The 16,316-nt window shown below is 68.8% G+C and carries 17 protein-coding genes; 11 read left to right on the top strand and 6 right to left on the bottom strand.

Annotated elements, in window-relative coordinates; translation table 11 throughout:
* The first annotated feature begins 14 nt into the window (after window positions 1-14).
* Together SFB74_RS12615 and SFB74_RS12610 are read left to right on the top strand one after the other, a co-directional pair.
* On the top strand, window positions 15-905 hold the full coding sequence (locus tag SFB74_RS12615) for a DUF1932 domain-containing protein (protein ID WP_432731135.1): 891 nt from the start codon (window positions 15-17) through the stop codon (window positions 903-905).
* 2 nt (window positions 906-907) lie between these two features.
* Window positions 908-1,597 carry a substrate-binding domain-containing protein gene (locus tag SFB74_RS12610; RefSeq protein WP_432731134.1) on the top strand — a complete coding sequence of 230 codons (690 nt, stop codon included), beginning with the start codon at window positions 908-910 and terminating at the stop codon, window positions 1,595-1,597.
* Here SFB74_RS12610 and SFB74_RS12605 read toward each other — a convergent pair.
* A complete protein-coding gene (locus SFB74_RS12605) occupies window positions 1,594-2,511 on the bottom strand; it encodes a LysR substrate-binding domain-containing protein (protein ID WP_093202059.1) in 918 nt (305 codons plus the stop codon). The two genes, SFB74_RS12610 and SFB74_RS12605, sit on opposite strands and share 4 nt — an antisense overlap.
* Before the next feature lie 77 nt (window positions 2,512-2,588).
* Here SFB74_RS12605 and SFB74_RS12600 point away from each other — a divergent pair, with 77 nt between their 5' ends.
* The 7 genes from SFB74_RS12600 to SFB74_RS12570 all read left to right on the top strand — a co-directional run bounded on the left by SFB74_RS12600 (window position 2,589) and on the right by SFB74_RS12570 (window position 8,703).
* Window positions 2,589-3,458 (top strand): HpcH/HpaI aldolase/citrate lyase family protein, encoded by an 870-nt coding sequence (locus SFB74_RS12600; protein ID WP_432731133.1) that lies wholly within the window; start codon window positions 2,589-2,591, stop codon window positions 3,456-3,458.
* A gap of 38 nt (window positions 3,459-3,496) precedes the next feature.
* Window positions 3,497-4,477: a tripartite tricarboxylate transporter substrate binding protein gene (locus SFB74_RS12595; protein ID WP_432731132.1), complete on the top strand. Its 981-nt coding sequence runs from the start codon at window positions 3,497-3,499 to the stop codon at window positions 4,475-4,477.
* Between the two features lie 19 nt (window positions 4,478-4,496).
* On the top strand, window positions 4,497-5,678 hold the full coding sequence (locus tag SFB74_RS12590) for a CoA transferase (protein WP_432731131.1): 1,182 nt from the start codon (window positions 4,497-4,499) through the stop codon (window positions 5,676-5,678).
* 3 nt (window positions 5,679-5,681) lie between these two features.
* Window positions 5,682-6,557, top strand: coding sequence for an amidohydrolase family protein (locus SFB74_RS12585; RefSeq protein ID WP_432731130.1), 876 nt, complete (start codon window positions 5,682-5,684; stop codon window positions 6,555-6,557).
* Between the two features lie 23 nt (window positions 6,558-6,580).
* Window positions 6,581-7,543 carry a Bug family tripartite tricarboxylate transporter substrate binding protein gene (locus tag SFB74_RS12580; RefSeq protein ID WP_432731129.1) on the top strand — a complete coding sequence of 321 codons (963 nt, stop codon included), beginning with the start codon at window positions 6,581-6,583 and terminating at the stop codon, window positions 7,541-7,543.
* 150 nt (window positions 7,544-7,693) lie between these two features.
* Complete coding sequence (locus tag SFB74_RS12575; protein ID WP_432731127.1) at window positions 7,694-8,263, top strand: thioredoxin family protein; 570 nt, start codon at window positions 7,694-7,696, stop codon at window positions 8,261-8,263.
* 302 nt (window positions 8,264-8,565) lie between these two features.
* On the top strand, window positions 8,566-8,703 hold the full coding sequence (locus SFB74_RS12570; RefSeq protein WP_432731126.1) for a hypothetical protein: 138 nt from the start codon (window positions 8,566-8,568) through the stop codon (window positions 8,701-8,703).
* Window positions 8,704-8,718: 15 nt separating this feature from the next.
* Here the strand turns inward: SFB74_RS12570 and SFB74_RS12565 are convergent, their stop codons facing one another.
* Complete coding sequence (locus SFB74_RS12565; protein WP_432731125.1) at window positions 8,719-8,973, bottom strand: putative hemolysin; 255 nt, start codon at window positions 8,971-8,973, stop codon at window positions 8,719-8,721.
* Window positions 8,974-9,012: 39 nt separating this feature from the next.
* Window positions 9,013-9,756 (bottom strand): response regulator, encoded by a 744-nt coding sequence (locus SFB74_RS12560; RefSeq protein ID WP_432731124.1) that lies wholly within the window; start codon window positions 9,754-9,756, stop codon window positions 9,013-9,015.
* A 258-nt stretch (window positions 9,757-10,014) separates the two neighbouring features.
* Here SFB74_RS12560 and SFB74_RS12555 point away from each other — a divergent pair, with 258 nt between their 5' ends.
* Together SFB74_RS12555 and SFB74_RS12550 are read left to right on the top strand one after the other, a co-directional pair.
* On the top strand, window positions 10,015-11,397 hold the full coding sequence (locus tag SFB74_RS12555) for an ATP-binding protein (RefSeq protein WP_432731123.1): 1,383 nt from the start codon (window positions 10,015-10,017) through the stop codon (window positions 11,395-11,397).
* 129 nt (window positions 11,398-11,526) lie between these two features.
* Window positions 11,527-13,320: a cytochrome c biogenesis protein DipZ gene (locus SFB74_RS12550; protein WP_432731121.1), complete on the top strand. Its 1,794-nt coding sequence runs from the start codon at window positions 11,527-11,529 to the stop codon at window positions 13,318-13,320.
* Window positions 13,321-13,342: 22 nt separating this feature from the next.
* On the opposite strand, the gene SFB74_RS12545 is transcribed toward SFB74_RS12550, so the two are convergent.
* From SFB74_RS12545 to SFB74_RS12535, 3 genes are all read right to left on the bottom strand, one after another.
* Window positions 13,343-14,797 carry an HD domain-containing phosphohydrolase gene (locus tag SFB74_RS12545; protein WP_432731120.1) on the bottom strand — a complete coding sequence of 485 codons (1,455 nt, stop codon included), beginning with the start codon at window positions 14,795-14,797 and terminating at the stop codon, window positions 13,343-13,345.
* Between the two features lie 75 nt (window positions 14,798-14,872).
* On the bottom strand, window positions 14,873-15,658 hold the full coding sequence (locus tag SFB74_RS12540; RefSeq protein WP_432731119.1) for an alpha/beta fold hydrolase: 786 nt from the start codon (window positions 15,656-15,658) through the stop codon (window positions 14,873-14,875).
* Between the two features lie 321 nt (window positions 15,659-15,979).
* Entirely contained in the window at window positions 15,980-16,252 is a 273-nt protein-coding gene (locus SFB74_RS12535; protein WP_432731118.1) for a hypothetical protein, read from the bottom strand.
* Window positions 16,253-16,316: the final 64 nt, after the last annotated feature.

Below are 16,316 nucleotides of genomic sequence, written 5' to 3'. Positions count from 1 at the left end.
GGACACGCACGATCATGGGAATCACACTGGGCCTCATCGGCTACGGCGAGGTGGGCGGCATCTTCGGACGCGGCCTGCGCGGGAAGGACGGCGTGGACGCCGTCCGGGTCTGGGACAAGCGCTTCGCCGAACCCGCCACCGGCGCTGCAGCGCGCGCCGCGGCCGAAGGCGACGGGATGCAGGTTGCAGGCGGCATGCAGGAACTGTGCAGCCACGCCGACCTGCTGGTGTCGGCCGTCACCGCATCCAGCACGCTCGCCGTGGCCGAGGAGGCCGCGCGGCACGGGCGCAGCGGCAGCCGCTTTCTCGACCTCAACTCGGCATCGCCCGGCACCAAGCAGAGCGCGGCCGCCGCGCTGGAGGCCGCGGGCGTCGCCTACGTCGAGGCCGGCGTCATGACCTCGGTGCCGCCCTACGGCATTCGCGTGCCGATGCTGCTGGGCGGCGCGCAGGCCGACGCGCTCGCCACCACGCTGGCCGGCTGGGGCATGGACGTGCGCGTGGTGAGCGACCGGCTCGGCATCGCCTCGGCGATCAAGATGAGCCGCAGCATCATGATCAAGGGACTCGAGGCGCTGGTCATCGAGAGCTACGCCACCGCAAGGCGCTACGGCGTCGAGGAGCACGTGCTGCCGACGCTGAAGGAGACCTTTCCGCAGATCGACTGGGAAAGGCAAGGCGCCTACTTCTTCAGCCGCGTCGTGCAGCACGGCAAGCGCCGCGCCGAGGAAATGTGCGAGGCCGCGCAGACCGTTCGCGAAGCAGGCTTCGAGCCGCTGATGACGGCGGCCATCGCGGCCAAGCAGGACTGGGTTGCCGCGCAGGCGCGCGACGGGCTGTTCGAAGGGCTCGACGCATCGAGCGACTGGCAGGCCTACGCGGACCGGCTCATCGGGCGCAAGTGAGCATGGCCGGTTCGATCAGGGGCATCAGTTCCATGGCCACCAAGGGCCTGCTGGCGGAACTCGCCGCTGCGTACACGGGCGCGAGCGGCGTGCCGGTCGCTTTCGAAGCGGTGGCCGGCGTGGATGCCGCGAGGCGCGTGTCGGCGGGAGAGCCCTTCGACGTGGTGGTCCTGGCATCGGACGCCATCGACAAGCTGGCGGCCGCGGGCAAGGTGGATGCGTCGCGCAAGGTCGACGTGGTGCGCTCGGGCGTTGCGGTTGCGGTTGCCGCCGGAGCGGCGCGGATCGACATCTCCACCGGGGAAGCGGTGCGCCGTGCCGTGCTGGACGCGGCCCGCATCGCGTACTCGACCGGGCCCAGCGGCGTTGCGTTGATCGCGCTGTTCGAGCGATGGGGCATCGCCGACACCATCAAGGAACGGCTGGTGCAGGCGGCTCCCGGCGTTCCGGTGGGCTCGCTGGTGGCGCGCGGGGAAGCCTCGCTGGGTTTCCAGCAGCTCAGCGAACTGATCGGCGTCGAAGGCATCGAGCTGCTGGGGCCTCTTCCGCCGGAGATACAGATCACGACCGTCTTCAGTGCCGCACCGGTGGCGAATGCCTCCAGGCCGGATGCCGTGGACGGGCTGCTCGCCTACCTCGCCTCGCCGGCCACCGGAGACGCCAAGCGCCGGCACGGCATGGAGCCGGCCTAGCGCGCGGCCGGCTTGCGGGAGCCGCTGCCGTTGCCATTGCCCTTCGCGGCAGTGACAAGCCCCGCGCTTTCGACAAAGCCGTGGATCAGCCTCAGCCGGGGCGAAGACCGCATCCACAGGATGCCGAAGCGCCGCGTCTCCGAAGGCAGCGGCAGCGGGATCTTCACGATGCGCTGCCCGTCGAGCAGCGGCGAGGCGATGTCGGGCACGACCGCCACGCCGAGGCCGCGGTCCACCATCATCGCGATCGCCAGCAGCGAGCTGAGTTCGAAGCGCTCCTGCGGCACGATACCCGCCGCGCGCAGGTAGCGGTCGGCCTGCTTGCCGCCGCCGAGGTTGCGGTCGTAGCGGATGAGCGGCGATGTGCGCAGCAGCTCGTGCGGATCGCGCCGCGCGAGGCGGCTGGGCGCGAGCAGCACCAGCGGCTCCTCGCGCAGCAGGGCCCAGTCGAAGGTCTTGGCGAGCGCGAACGGCGGGTACAGGCACACGGCCGCGTCTAGCTCGCCCTGCTGCATGGCCTTGTAGAGCGTGGCGGTGGTGCCCGACTGAAGGAATACCTTGACGCCCGGATGCGTCTTCACGAAGCGCGCGAGGATGTCCGGCAGCAGGCTGTGGATGGCCGTGTTGATGGTGCCGACGAGCAGCTCGCCCCCGGCCGCCTCGCTGCCCACCAGCGCCTTGATGTCGCTCACCTCGCGCAGCAGCGTGCGAGCCCGCTGCACCAGCCGGTGCCCGGCCTCGGTGGGCTGCACCGTGCGGCCGGCGCGCGCGAGCAGCGGCGCGTTGAGCTCGCGCTCCAGCGCGCGGATCTGCTGCGCCACCGCGCCGGGCGTCAGGTCGAGCCGGCGCGCGGCCTCGGACATCGAGCCCGACTCCACCACCAGAAGAAAGCTTTGCAGGTAGGCCGTTTCCATGAAGATAGATTTTCTGCGATGTGATCGCAGCAAACAGCTGTTTTTCTCATCTCATGAACCGGGAACACTGCCCTCCCATGAGAAGCAAGCTATTCGTTCCCGGCACCCGCCCCGAACTGTTCGCCAAGGCGCTCGCCGGCGAAGCGGACGCCATCAGCCTCGACCTGGAAGACGCCGTGTCCGAACCGCGCAAGGACGAGGCGCGCGAAACCGTGCGCAGGTTCCTCGAAAGCGGCGAGACCACCTCGTCGCGCAAGACCCTGATCGTTCGCGTCAATGCCATGGACACGCCGCACTTCGAGCGCGACGTCGCGGCGGTCGCGCGCACCGGCGTGCACCTGATCAACCTTCCCAAGCCGCAGAGCCCCGCGCACGTGCGCGCGGCCGCCGAAGCCATCGAGCGCGCGGAGCGGGCCAACGGCGTGCAGGCACCCATCGGCCTGCTGCTGAACATCGAGACGCCCAACGCGCTGCGCACGGCCGCCGAACTGGCGCTGGCGCATCCCCGCGTGGCTGGCCTCCAACTGGGTCTGGGCGACCTGTTCGAGCCGCTGGGCATCGCCCGGCGCGAGCCTTCGGCGATCCGGCAGGCGATGTTCGCGGTGCGCGTCGCGGCCGGCGAGGCGGGCCTGTATGCCTACGACAGCGCCTTCGCGAACATCCGCGACGCCGAGGGTTTCCGTGCCGAGGCGATGCTGGCACGCGACCTCGGATTCCTCGGCAAGACCTGCATCCACCCGAGCCAGATCGCCATCGCCAACGAGGTGTTCCGCCCCACCGACGAGGAGATCGCGCATGCCTGCAAGGTGGTCGAGGCGGCGCGCGATGCCGATGCCAATGGTGTCGGCGCCTACGTGGTGGACGGAAAGATGATCGACATCCCCTTCGTGATCCGCGCGCGCGCCATCGTCGAGAGCGCACGCAGCCTGGGCTTGATTCCTGGCTGAACTGCCTTCCATCAATAAAAGAAACCGGAGACAAGAAAATGCATTTCCCATCCTTCCTTCGTCCGCGAGCGCTCGCCGTCGTCGCGTTTGCCGCATTCGCCGGCGCCGCGTTCGCCCAAGGGGGTTATCCCAACAAGACCATCACCATCGTCGTGCCCTACCCGGCCGGCGGCTCCAACGACACCTTCGCGCGGCAGGTGGCCAAGGAACTGGGCGACCAGCTCAAGCAGCCGGTCATCATCGACAACCGGCCCGGCGCGAGCGGCAACACCGGCACGGCGCAGGTGGCACGCTCCGCGCCGGACGGCTACACGCTGGTGGCCGTGTCGTCGAGCATGACGACCAACGCTGCGGTGCAGACGAAGCTGCCCTTCGATCCGGTCAAGGGCCTCGCGCCCGTGGCGATGTTCGCCAAGGGGCCGTTCATCGTCGCGGTGAACAACGAGTTTCCGGCCAAGACGCCGGCCGAGCTGATCGCCGCCATCAAGGCGAAGCCGGGCCAGTACAACTACGCCTCGTCCGGCTCGGGCAGCGTCAACCAGTTCGGCACCGAGCTGCTCAAGGCCAAGGTGGGCGACCTGCAGATCGCGCACATCCCGTACAAGGGCATGGGCCCCGCCGTGACCGACCTCGTGGGCAACCAGACGCAGCTGCTGATTTCCAGCGGCCCCTCGCTGCTGCCGATGGTGCGCGCCGGCAAGTTGCGCGCGGTGGGCATCACCAGCCTGAAGCCCAGCCCCATCGCGCCCGACCTCACGCCCATATCCACCGCAGTGCCCGGCTACGAATTCGAGCTCTGGTGGGGCCTGCTGGCCCCGGCGGGCACGCCGGCCGACGTGGTCGCCAAGCTGAACGGCGCGGTCAACCAGATCCTGGCCAAGCCCGAGATCACCGCCAACTTCCTGCGCGAAGGCGCCATCGCCACGCCGCTCACGCCGGCGCAGTTCGGCACCGTCATCGCCGACGACGTGGAGCGCTGGAAGAAGCTGGCAAAGCAACAGAACATCACCGCAGACTGAACGAGGAAAGAGAAAGCCCATGAGCATCACCGCCCCTGACGACACGCGCCTGCCCGAACGCCGGGGCCCCACCGGCCCGCTGAGCGGCCTGCGCGTGCTCGACCTGAGCGCCTACATCGCGGGCCCGTACGGCTGCTCGCTGCTGGCCGACCAGGGCGCGGAAGTCATCAAGATCGAGCCGCCCGCCGGCGACAACCTGCGCAAGTACCCCTCGACGCTGGAAGCCGAGAGCCGCGCCTTCATCGGCGTGAACCGCAGCAAGCTTGGCGTGATGCTCGACCTCAAGAACCGGGAAGACCTGGCCGCGCTGATGGAGCTGGTGCGCACAGCCGACGTGCTGGTGCACAACTTCCGCCCCAGCGTGCCGCCACGGCTGGGCATCGCCTACGAGCAGCTGAAGGCGGTGAACCCGCGGCTCATCTACTGCGCCGTCACCGGCTACGGCGAGACCGGGCCGCTGCGCGAGAAGGCTGGCTACGACCAGGTGCTGCAGACCATGACCGGCATGTGCGCGCTGCAGGGCAAGCGCGGCGAGCCGCCCGAGATCATCTACGGCTCGGTGGTCGACTACTACGCGGCCGCGCTGGTGGCCGCCGGCGTCGCCTCGGCGCTGTACGAGCGGGAAAAGAGCGGCGAAGGCCAGTTCGTCGGCGTCTCGCTGCTGCGCTCGGCGCTCACGATGCAGTCGGCGCGCATGGTGTGGGCCGAGGGCGAGCCCAAGGACGTGGGGCGCGACATGCGCTCGGGCGGCATCACGGGCATCCATCCCACGCGCGAGGGGCACATCTACATCTCGGCCAACACGCCGCACTTCTGGCAGGCGCTGTGCGCGAAGGTCGGGCTGCCGGAGCTGGCGGCCGACGAGCGCTACGACTCGGTGCGCAAGCGCGCGCAGCACGCGGCCGAGATCGTGCCGAAGCTGCGCGCCGCGCTGGCCGGGCGCACCGCGCTCGAATGGGAAGAGCTCTTCGGCGAGGAAGTGCCCTGCTCCGCCGCGCGCACGGTGGAAGACATGTTCGACAACGAGCAGGTGCTGGCCGAAGACATGGTGGCGAACTTTTCTCATCCCACGCTGGGTTCTTACCGCGGCTTCACCCGCCCTGTGCGCTTCGGCCGCACGCCGGGCCCGGAGCCTTTCGCGGCGCCGACGCTTGGGCAGCACACATCGGCCGTGCTGGCCACTCGGGGCAAGGACGACTGAGCCATGCACGACGAACCCGCCGTGCCCCACAGCAGCGGCACGCGCAAGCCGCGCATCGCGGCACCCGAAGGCGCATGCGACGCGCACATCCACGTGTACGACCGCCGCTTCGCGCTGCACGGCTCGCCCGACGCGATGCTGGAAAACGCCACCGCCGACGACTATCGCCTGCTGCAGCAGCGCACCGGCACGCAGCGCACGGTGATCGTGCAGCCGCGCGTGCACGGTACGGACAACAGCGTGACGCTGGCGGCCATCCAGGCACTGGGCGCGGAGCGCACGCGCGGCGTGGCCGTGGTGCGGCCCGAGGTGAGTGATGCCGAGTTGCAGCATCTGCACGCGGGCGGCATCCGCGGCATCCGCTTCACGCTGTACACGGCAGCGAACGCGACGACAGATTTCTCCATGGTCGAGCCGCTGGCGCATCGCGTTCACGCGCTCGGCTGGCATGTGCAGCTGCACTGGAGCGCCGACCAGATCGCCGCGCACTCGGCGCTGCTCGAGCGCCTGCCCTGCACGGTGGTGTTCGACCATCTCGCCCGCCTGCCGCAGCCCGGTGGCCTCTCGCACCCCGCGTACGGCGTGGTGAGCCGGCTGCTCGACAACGGCCGCACCTGGATCAAGCTGTCGGGCGCGTACCTCGACTCCACCGTCGGCGCTGAAGGCGGTTATGCCGACACCGTCGAAGTCGCCCGTGCCTGGGCGCGACAGGCGCCCGAACGCATCGTGTGGGGCAGCGACTGGCCCCATCCCACCGAGCGCACGGCCAAGCCCGATGACGCCCAGCTCTTCGACCTGCTGGGCGAATGGGTGCCCGACGAGGCCGCGCGCCGCCGCGTGCTGGTCGACAACCCGGCGCGGCTCTACGGCTTTTCCTGACCTCCAAGACCCGAGACATCGAGATGAAGAAGCGACTCCTGAAATCCATCGCCACGCTGGCCGCCTGCGCCGCTCCCCTGCTGGGCTGGGCCGCGTGGCCCGACAAGCCGATCCGCATGGTCGTGCCCTACGCGGCCGGCGGCGGCGCCGACAACACGGCGCGCATCGTCGCGCAGCAGATGAGCGCCTCGCTGGGGCAGCAGATCGTCATCGACAACAAGCCCGGCGCGGGCGGTGTGATCGGTGCCGACAACGTGGCCAAGGCGGCGGCCGACGGCTACACCGTGCTCTACGACGCCTCGGCGTTCTCGGTGAACCCCTCGCTGCGCAAGCTGCCCTTCGACGCGGCGAAGGACTTCATTCCCGTTTCGCTGGTGGCCACCGCGCCGCAGATCCTCGTCGTGCCGGCGACCGCCCCTTACAAGACCGTGCCGGAGTTCATCGACTACGCGCGCAAGAACCCGGGCAAGCTGAGCTTCGCGTCGGCGGGCGGCGGCACGGGTTCGCACTTGGCGGGCGAGGCGCTGAACGAGCAGGCGAAGATCAACCTGATGCACGTGCCCTACAAGGGCGGCGCCCCCGCGCTGACCGACGTGATGGGCGAGCAGGTGTCGGCCTATTTCGGCAACGTGGCCTCGACGCTGGGCTACGTGAAGAGCGGCAAGCTGCGCGCGCTGGGCGTGAGTTCGCTCAAGCGCGTGCCGGGGTTGCCGGAAGTGCCGACGCTCGCCGAGTCGGGCCTGCCGGGCTACAACGTGGTCGAGTGGAACGGCGTGTTCCTGCCCAAGGGCACGCCCGCCGACATCGTGCAGAAGCTCGGTAAAGCGGTGCAGGCCGCGGTGAACGATCCTGCAGTGCGGCAGAAGCTGCTGCAGCTCGGCCTGGAGCCGGCCGGCACCACGCCCGAAGCTTTCGCGAAGTTCGTGCATGACGAGACCGGCAGGGTGAGCGCGCTGGTTCGCTCGCGGAACATCAGGGTCGATTGACCCTCGCGCCCGGCGGCGTGTGAAACGTAGTGTGCGGGCTGCGTCCCGCGGATACAGAGGAATACGCAATCCGCGCCACTGGCGGGCACCCCGGCGAAGAATCGGTTCCGTTCACAGACGAACGCCCGTCACTCTTCCGAAGGAACCGCCATGCGCTTTCGCTCTTCCGCCCTCTATTTCGCCGTTGCCGTCGCCGCCTCGGCGGCCGCCCTCACGCTGACCTTCGCGGCGCCCTCGCCGTTCGGCGGCGACATACCGGCTTCTGAAGCCGTCGCGGCGCCCGAATTCCAGAACATCGACACCTGGCTCAACTCGCAGCCGCTCAAGCTGAGCGAGCTGCGCGGCAAGGTGGTGCTGGTCGACTTCTGGACCTACACCTGCATCAACTGCCTGAACCACCTTCCATACGTGAAGGACTGGAACCAGAAGTACAAGGACAAGGGCCTGGTGGTCGTCGGCGTGCACACGCCGGAGTTCGCGTACGAGAAGTCGACGAAGAACGTGAAGGAGGCCATCGAGCGCCTGCAGATCAGGCATGCCGTGGCGCAGGACAACAGCTACGGCACCTGGAAGGCCTTCAGGAACCAGTACTGGCCTGCCGTGTACCTGATCGACAAGCAGGGAAAGATCGTCTACTCGCACTTCGGCGAGGGCAGCTACGGCACGACCGAGAAGAAGATCCAGGCGCTGCTGGCCGAGCCTGCGCCTTCGGGTATCTGAAGCGGAGCCGTCGTTCAGGGCGCGATCACGCCGACGGGGTACCTTGCTCCGCGAATGTCCTCCGGCCTTCGGCCTCCCCCTTTATTTCGCTGCGCAAGGCACCCCATCGTCGCGATCGATGGACGCGGCGGTCGATCCGGCCGCATAGGCGCAGCGCCCATGTGCGAATGGCACCGGGTGCTCCCGCAGCGAAATAAAGGGGGAGGCCGCAGGCCGGGGGACATTCGCGGAGGGAGTACCCGGGGCCATTCGCACGCACCCCGAACATGCCCCCCGAACAAAACCAAACAGGAGCAAAGCAAATGAAGAAACTCTGGCTCGCCCTGCTCTTCTTCGCAGGCGGCGTCGCCCACGAAATCCGCAACCCGGTGAGCTGCCAGTGCATCTCCTCCCGGCAGGAAGACGGCTTGCGCAAGCGCTCGCGGAAGCCGTCGAATTGAAACCGCCCTGCTTCGCTACTTCGCCGGATGATCCCGGCGGTAAAGCTCCCACTCCTCGATCTGCCGGCCGTCCGGAAGCTGGCAGATGCCGTACTGCCCCTTGTCGTTCGATCTCATGAGGGTCTTGCCACCAAGACTGTTGCAGTAGACCGAAGCCGGATTCGCCATGCCGACCGGCGGCGGCAGGGGCCGTGGAGGGTCAGGCTGCGCGCACGCTGCGACCAGAAGAAGCGAAAGCGCGCCCGATGGGAGGAACAGTGCCTTGATCATGTCGCGAGTGTAGGCTCGCGACTTTCCTCCATTCCAGTCTCAGTCCAGCGCTTCCACTGCCGACGAGAAGACGTAGCCCTCGCTGCGCACCGTCTTGATATAGCGCGGCTCGCGCGCATCGTCGCGCAGGCGCTGGCGCAGGCGGCTCACCAGCAGGTCGATGGAGCGCTCGAACAGCTCCGCCTCGCGGCCCTGCGTGAGGCTCAGCAGCTGGTCGCGGCTCAGCACCTTCTGGGGATGGTCCAGGAAAACCATCAGCAGCCGGTACTCCGCGCCGCTGAGCGCCACCATCACGCCACTGTCGTCGATCAGGGTGCGCGCGGTGGTGTCGACCTGCCAGTCGCCGAACGCCAGCTTCGAGGCCGCTTCGGTGGAGCGCATGTTCGGCGGCAGCATGCGCGTGCGGCGCAGCACCGAGCGGATGCGCGCCAGCAGCTCGCGCGCCGAGAAAGGCTTGGCCAGGTAGTCGTCCGCGCCCATCTCCAGGCCGAGGATGCGGTCGGCCTCCTCGCTGCGCGCGGTGAGCATGAGGATGGGCGTGGCCTTGTACTTGCCCGTGCGCAGGTCGCGACACAGCGTGAGGCCGTCTTCGCCGGGGAGCATCAGGTCGAGGATGATGAGATCGAAGGGCCCCGACTCCTCCAGCGCCGCGCGCATGTGCCGCCCGGTGGGCACCGTCACCACGCGCAGGCCGTTCTTGACCAGGTAGGTGCTGAGCAGTTCGCGGATTTCCCGGTCGTCGTCGACGATGAGGATGTGGTCGGAGGTCTTGGGAATGTTCATGGCAGTGCGGTGATGCGCCCTCGGGCGCGACAGGTGAGCGCGACGGGTAGGTGCAATGTAGCCCGGGCGGGCGCCGGATCGGGCGGCTTTGTATTCCCGTGTATCCGGCGGGCCGGGCAACCACACTATGTTGCTCGCGCGGGCGGCGGGCAAGGCAGGCGCCGCGGCGGGTAATGTTGTATGTCGGGCCACGCTGCCCAACACACTGGAATACAAAGCGGCGCGCCACGGAGGGGAACCGGGTCTATAAACCAGCCCATGCCTACATCCGCTGCAAGCCTTCCCGCCGACCTCGCTTCCGCGCCCTCCGCCGCCACCGGCCTGCGCCGGCTGCTGCCGCGCTCGCTGTTCTCGCGGGTGACGCTGATCATCGTCGTCGGGCTGGCCATCGCGCAGCTGCTGACCTTCATGGCCATCGGCTACGAGCGCGGCATCGCGATGCGCGAGCTGATGATGATCGGCATCGAGCGCGACATCGCCAGCTCGGTCGCCATCCTCGACCGGCTGCCTGCCGCCGAGCGCGAAGGCTGGCTGGCGCGGCTGGAGCGGCGCAACTACCGCTTCATGCTCGGCGGCAGCGCCGAGGGCAAGGCGCCCGATACGCCGTCGTCGCAGCAGTTCGCCACGGCCATCACCGACGCGATGCGTCCGTTCGAGATCGTCAAGGTCGGCCAGGTGAGCAATCCGCCGCAGGGACTGCAGATCCAGGTGCGGCTGTCGGATGGCTCCTCGCTGGTGGTTCACGCCCGGCGCGTGGACATGCCGGTGTCGAGCTGGGTGATGTGGCTGCTGTGGACCCAGCTGCTGGTGCTGGCGGTGTGCGCCTGGTACGCGGTACGGCTGGTCACGCGGCCGCTGGCGCAGCTGGCCGATGCGGCCGACGAGCTGGGCCCCGACCTGAAGGGCCAGCAACTGGCCGAGGAAGGCCCGACCGAAGTGAGGCATGCGGCACGCGCCTTCAATGCGATGCAGAAGCGCATCGCCGGCTACATGGCGGAGCGCGTGGAGATCCTCGCGGCCATCTCGCACGACCTGCAGACGCCCATCACCCGCATGCGGCTGCGCACCGACCTGATGGACGACGGCCACGACCGCGACAAGTTCCGCCAGGACCTCGACGCCATGCACGCCCTTGTGCGCGAAGGCGTGACCTATGCGCGCACCCTGCACGGCGCCACCGAGCCGCCGCGCCGCGTCGACGCCGATGCACTGTTCGAGAGCATGGTGGCCGACTACGAGGACTCGGGCGAGCAGGTGCTGCTGGAGGGCCGCGCGGGCGAGCCCATCGTGACGCGGCCGAACGCGCTGCGCCGCATCCTCACGAACCTGATCGACAACGCGCTGAAGTTCGGCACCGACGTTCGACTGCAGGTGCACGCAGGCGCCGGCAACCGGCTGACGCTGGCCGTCGTCGACAACGGCCCGGGCATTCCGCCCGACCAGCTGGAGAACGTGCTCAAGCCCTTCTACCGCGTGGAGGGCTCGCGCAACCGCAACACCGGCGGCACCGGGCTGGGCCTGGCCATCGCCCAGCAGCTGGCGACGGCGATGGGCGCGGAGCTCACGCTGCGCAACCGTGACGAAGGCGGGCTGGAAGCCCGGCTGACCATGGATACCAGCGCGGCCGCGCCACCGGACTGAGCCGCCGCACAAACACCCACCGACCGAAGACGACGCGGCTCGCATGGCGAGGCCGCGAAGGACCCCGCTCGCCCCGACCCTTCTCTTTTCAGCCATTCATCGCCAACATTCACCGACAGGAACCCGATCATGCTTCTCCTCATCGTTGCCTATCTCGGTGGCCTGCTCACCATCCTGAGCCCGTGCATCCTGCCCGTGCTTCCCTTCGTGTTCGCTCGCGCCGACAGGCCTTTCCGCTCGCACGGGCTGCCGATGCTGCTGGGCATGGCGCTGGCGTTCTCTGCCGTCGCCACGCTGGCGGCGGTGGGCGGCGGCTGGGTCGTGGCGCTCAACGAGTACGGGCGGTACGCGGCGATCGCGCTGCTGGCGCTGTTCGGCGTGACGCTGCTGTTTCCGTCGGTGGCCGACCGGCTGAGCCGGCCGCTGGTGGCGCTCGGGCTGCGGCTGTCGGGGCCCGCGTCGGAATCGAAGGCGTCGGTGTTCTCGCCGCTGCTGCTGGGCGTGGGCACCGGGCTGCTGTGGGCGCCCTGCGCGGGGCCGATCCTCGGGCTGATCCTGACAGGCGCGGCGCTCAACGGCGCGAGCGTCGGCACCTCGCTGCTGCTGCTGGCCTACGCGGCGGGCGCGTGCACTTCGCTTGCGGCCGCGCTGCTCTTCGGCGGACGGCTGTTCTCGATGATGAAGGGCTCGCTGCACGCGGGCGAATGGATGAGGCGCGTAGCCGGCGTGGCAGTGCTCGCAGGCGTGGCAGCCATCGCGTCGGGGCTGGACACGGGGCTGCTGAGCCAGCTTTCGATCGGCACGACCTCGGCGCTCGAAAAGGCGCTGGTGGAGAAGATCGACATGCCCATGCCGGCGTCGCCGCGGCAGCCGTCCGGGCCGCAGGCATCCGTCGACCCGGGTGGCCTGGTGCTGACATCGGCGCAGCCCGAGCCGAGGAAGCCGGCATCGGCGTTGCCCGACGAAGGCAAGCTCCCCTCGCTCGCGGGCGCCACCGAGTGGATCAACTCGCCACCGCTCACGCCCGAGAGCCTTCGCGGCAAGGTGGTGCTGGTCGATTTCTGGACCTACTCCTGCATCAACTGCCTGCGCACGCTGCCCTATGTTCGCGCATGGGCCGAGAAGTACAAGGACGCCGGGCTCGTGGTGGTCGGCGTGCACACGCCGGAGTTCGCGTTCGAGAAGCAGCCCGCCAACGTGCGCCGCGCGACGAAGGACCTGGGCATCGGCTTCCCGGTGGCCATCGACAGCGATTACGCGATCTGGCGCGCTTTCGGCAACCAGTACTGGCCGGCCTTCTACCTCGTCGACGCGCAGGGCCGCATCCGGCATCACCAGTTCGGCGAAGGCGGGTACGCGAAGTCGGAACAGGCCATCCAGCAGCTGCTGGCGGAAGCTGGCCGGCCAGTTGCATCGGCAGGGCTCGTCTCGCCCGAGGGCAAGGGCACGCAGGCGGCCGCTGCCGCGGAGCCGGCCCTCTCGGGCGAGACCTACCTGGGCTACGAGCAGGCACGCAACTTCGCCTCGCCCGGCGGCATTTCGAACGACCGCGTGCGCGTCTACTCAGGTGTTGCAGCGCTGCAGCCCAACCAGTGGACGCTGGCCGGCGAATGGAAGGTGGAAGGCGAGCGTGCCGTGCTGGCGCAGGCCAACGGCCGCATCGCCTACCGCTTCCATGCGCGCGACCTGCACCTGGTGCTCGGCCCGTCGGCCGACGGAAAGCCGGTGCGCTTCAGGGTGCGGATCGACGGCGCGCCACCGCTCGCGGACCACGGCACCGACACCGACGCGCAGGGCAACGGCGTTATCGACGGACAGCGGCTCTACCAGCTGGTGCGCCAGACGGCAAACGGAAAGGACCGGCTCTTCGAGATCGAGTTTCTCGACGCAGGCGCGCAGGCCTACGCGTTCACCTTCGGCTGATCGGCACTGGGCCTGCTCTTCTTCAGAGCAGGCCCAGCGTCATCGCCTTCAGCGTGGCGGCCGCGCGTGTCGTGCAGCCCAGCTTTCGGAAGATGTTTTCCAGGTGCGCGCGCACCGTGCTCGGACTGATGCCCAGTGAGCGCGCGGCCTCCTTGTTGCTCTCGCCGAGGCTGATGCGGCCGAGCACCTCCACCTCGCGGCCGGAAAGAAGCGCCGCGGCTTCGCCGGATGGCTGTAGCGATCCTGAAGCAGGATGCGGCTGTCCGGTGAGCGCCGCGACGGCCTGCGGGTCCAGTCGGCCGGCATCGGCTTCGGCCCGCAACGCCGCTGTGGCCTCGGCCTGCTCGAGCGCCTGCCTGCCGGGCCGGCTCGTGCACAGCGTCACCCAGTGCGCTGCAACCGCGAGAACGCGGGCCTCCATGTCGATGGCAGCGCCCCTGGCTCCGCGAAAGAAGCCCGAGCCGTCCAGGCGTTCATCGACGAAGGAGGCGATTGCGGCCTCGTCGCGCAGCGTGTCGATGCGGCGCGCCGCGCGCTCGGTCCAGTAGGGTACGAGGCGCAGCCGTTCGGCGTCCGCTTCGCTGCGCGCCTGGGGAGAGTCCCAGACCGCGTTCGGCACCGAGGCGCGGCCCATGCCGTGGATCAGCCCCGCGCGGTAGATGCGCTGCTGCTGGTCCGTGTCGAGGCCCATGCCGGCGGCGCAGCGCACGGCCGCTTCGGCGACCTTGCGCGAGTAGCCGGTCATCCACGGCAGCTTGAGGTCGATGACGTCGGCGATCAGCTCGAGGGGCGCGGTCGCGTCCTGCAGCGCGGCGGAAAGCGGCGGCGGCTGTTCGTTGGCTGCGCCCTGCTCCAGCATGTGGAGCCAGTCCACTGCGTGCTCGCGCACCGCGTCGACCAGGAAGGCCGGGTAGCGAGCGTCCGCGCGCTCGGCGATGTAGCGCAGCGCGTTGCCCAGGCCATGCACGCGCGAGAAGATCTCCAGGTCGCCCGCGATGGAAACGAGGAACACCTCGGCGGGAATGTCCGCGGCACGAAGGCCGTTCGGCTTGCCCTGGCCGTCGAAGGTTTCGAAGATGTGGCGCAGCGGCAGCTCCACGGCCGCGGGCATGCCCAGCGTGCGCGCGATGTCGCCCGAGACCTCGCAATGGATCTCGGCGAGCGGGCTGACGGAACTCGCAAAGTCCGCCGCGGCACGCGCGGAGGCGGTGGCGAGCATGGTGCGGCGCCCGCCCACGTCGTCGCCCAGCAGGTCGGAGAACTCGGGCGCGTTGGCCGTGCAGCCCGACCAGCGCAACAGCGCCACGCACACCACATGGCCCTGCGTCGCCGCATCGCGCCCGGTAGCCGCTGCAAGCTGCGATGCGAGCCAGCCGGTGCGCACCGAATGGTCGATGGGCTGGCCCATGCTGAGGTCGCCCACGAAGGCAAGCGCGCGGCTGGCGTCGAAGACCCGGATGGGAGAAGAAGGGTGCACTGGAATCGGTGTACGCGAAAAGAAAGAAACGAGCCGCCCGCGATGCGGACGGCTCGTTGACTCAAGGGCGGGACCTTACTTGGATTGACGCACAGCGTCCAGGATCACCTCGGCCACCTTCGCCGGCTGCGACTGCTGCGGCACGTGGCTGGCGTTCACGCGCGTGAGGTGCGCGCCGATCTTCTTCGCCATGTCGAGCTGCAGCGCGGGCTGGATCATGTGGTCGGCGCTGGTGGCCAGGTACCACGAGGGCTTGGTCTTCCAGGCGGCCACGGTCAGCTTCTGCTCGAAGGACTTGCCGAGGATCGGACCCTGCGTCGCGGTCATCACTGCGGTGGCGGAGGCCGGCAGGTCCTGCGCGAAGTGCTTCGTCATGCCCTCCTTCGTGAGCGAGAGATAGCCGGAGGCATCGGGCACGATGTGCGCGAAGCCGGGCGCGGGCGGGTAGTCCTTGCCGAGCTCGGCGGTGTTCTGCCCTGCATCGGGCGCGAAGGCGGCCACGTAGACCAGCGACGCGACCTTGTCATTGGCGCCAGCCTCGGTGATGACCGAGCCGCCCCAGGAATGGCCGACCAGCACCACCTTGCCAGGCTGCGCGTCGATCGCTCGCTTGGCGGCAGCAACGTCGTCTTCGAGCGAGCTCAACGGGTTCTGGACTGCGACCACGTGCAGGCCCTTGGCCTGCAGCAGCGGAATCACCTTGGCCCAGTCGGAGCCGTCGGCGAAGGCGCCGTGGACGATCACGACGCTGGGCCTGGAAGCGGCATCAGATGCGGCGGCAGGCGTTGCGGCAACGGCGGAAAACGAAAGGCCGATGGCGACGGCAGCAGCGGCGAGCTTGAAGCGGCGGATGGTTTTCATGGCGGAGGCTTTCTGTACGAAGCGGATTGATTGGGAAGCCCGTACTGTCCGCTTCGAGGGCCGTTGCCGCCATTGGATGAATGTCCGATCGGTGCGTGGCCGCACCGTCTTTTCCGCCTTCTTCTACAGGTGCTGGGTGACGAGCAGCACGGCTCCAGCGATGGAGATGGCGCCGCCCACGAATCTTCTGAATGCCTTCATGGCGTTCTCCTTGCGTGGTGATGGAGTGACGCTTGATGGTGCCGCAGGGCGGCCCGTTCGTGGGTTGGGAATCCTCATCCGCGGGATAGGAAACACCAACCTTCGTTCAGCAGTGCGGCTTCAGTCGGCCAGCGCCCTGCCCTTCATCTTCAACGAGGCGTCCTGCAGCGCGAGCCTCTCCCGCGCGAACTGGCTGGCCCGCAGCCGTACGCGCTGCAGCGCGGCTTCGAGCGAGGGTTGCTGCATGAAGACGAGAACCCCGCGCCGGAGTCCGCGCAGATTCAGTTCGGCAACGCCCGCATAACGGCCGCTGGTGGTGCGCTTGATATCGATACGGCTTGACCAGCCATCAGGCAGGTCGACGAGGAGTTGCAGTTGCTGTGCGGGGTTCATGGTGGGCGCCGAGGATAGGCGCGAAGGCAAAGCAACCAAAGGAATTAATGCCTGGGTATTCGTA

Source organism: Variovorax xiamenensis, from assembly GCF_050916385.1.
Taxonomy (GTDB): domain Bacteria; phylum Pseudomonadota; class Gammaproteobacteria; order Burkholderiales; family Burkholderiaceae_C; genus Variovorax.
The sequence above is the reverse complement of the archived record's forward strand: the minus strand, read 5'-3'. Positions and strand labels throughout refer to the sequence as shown.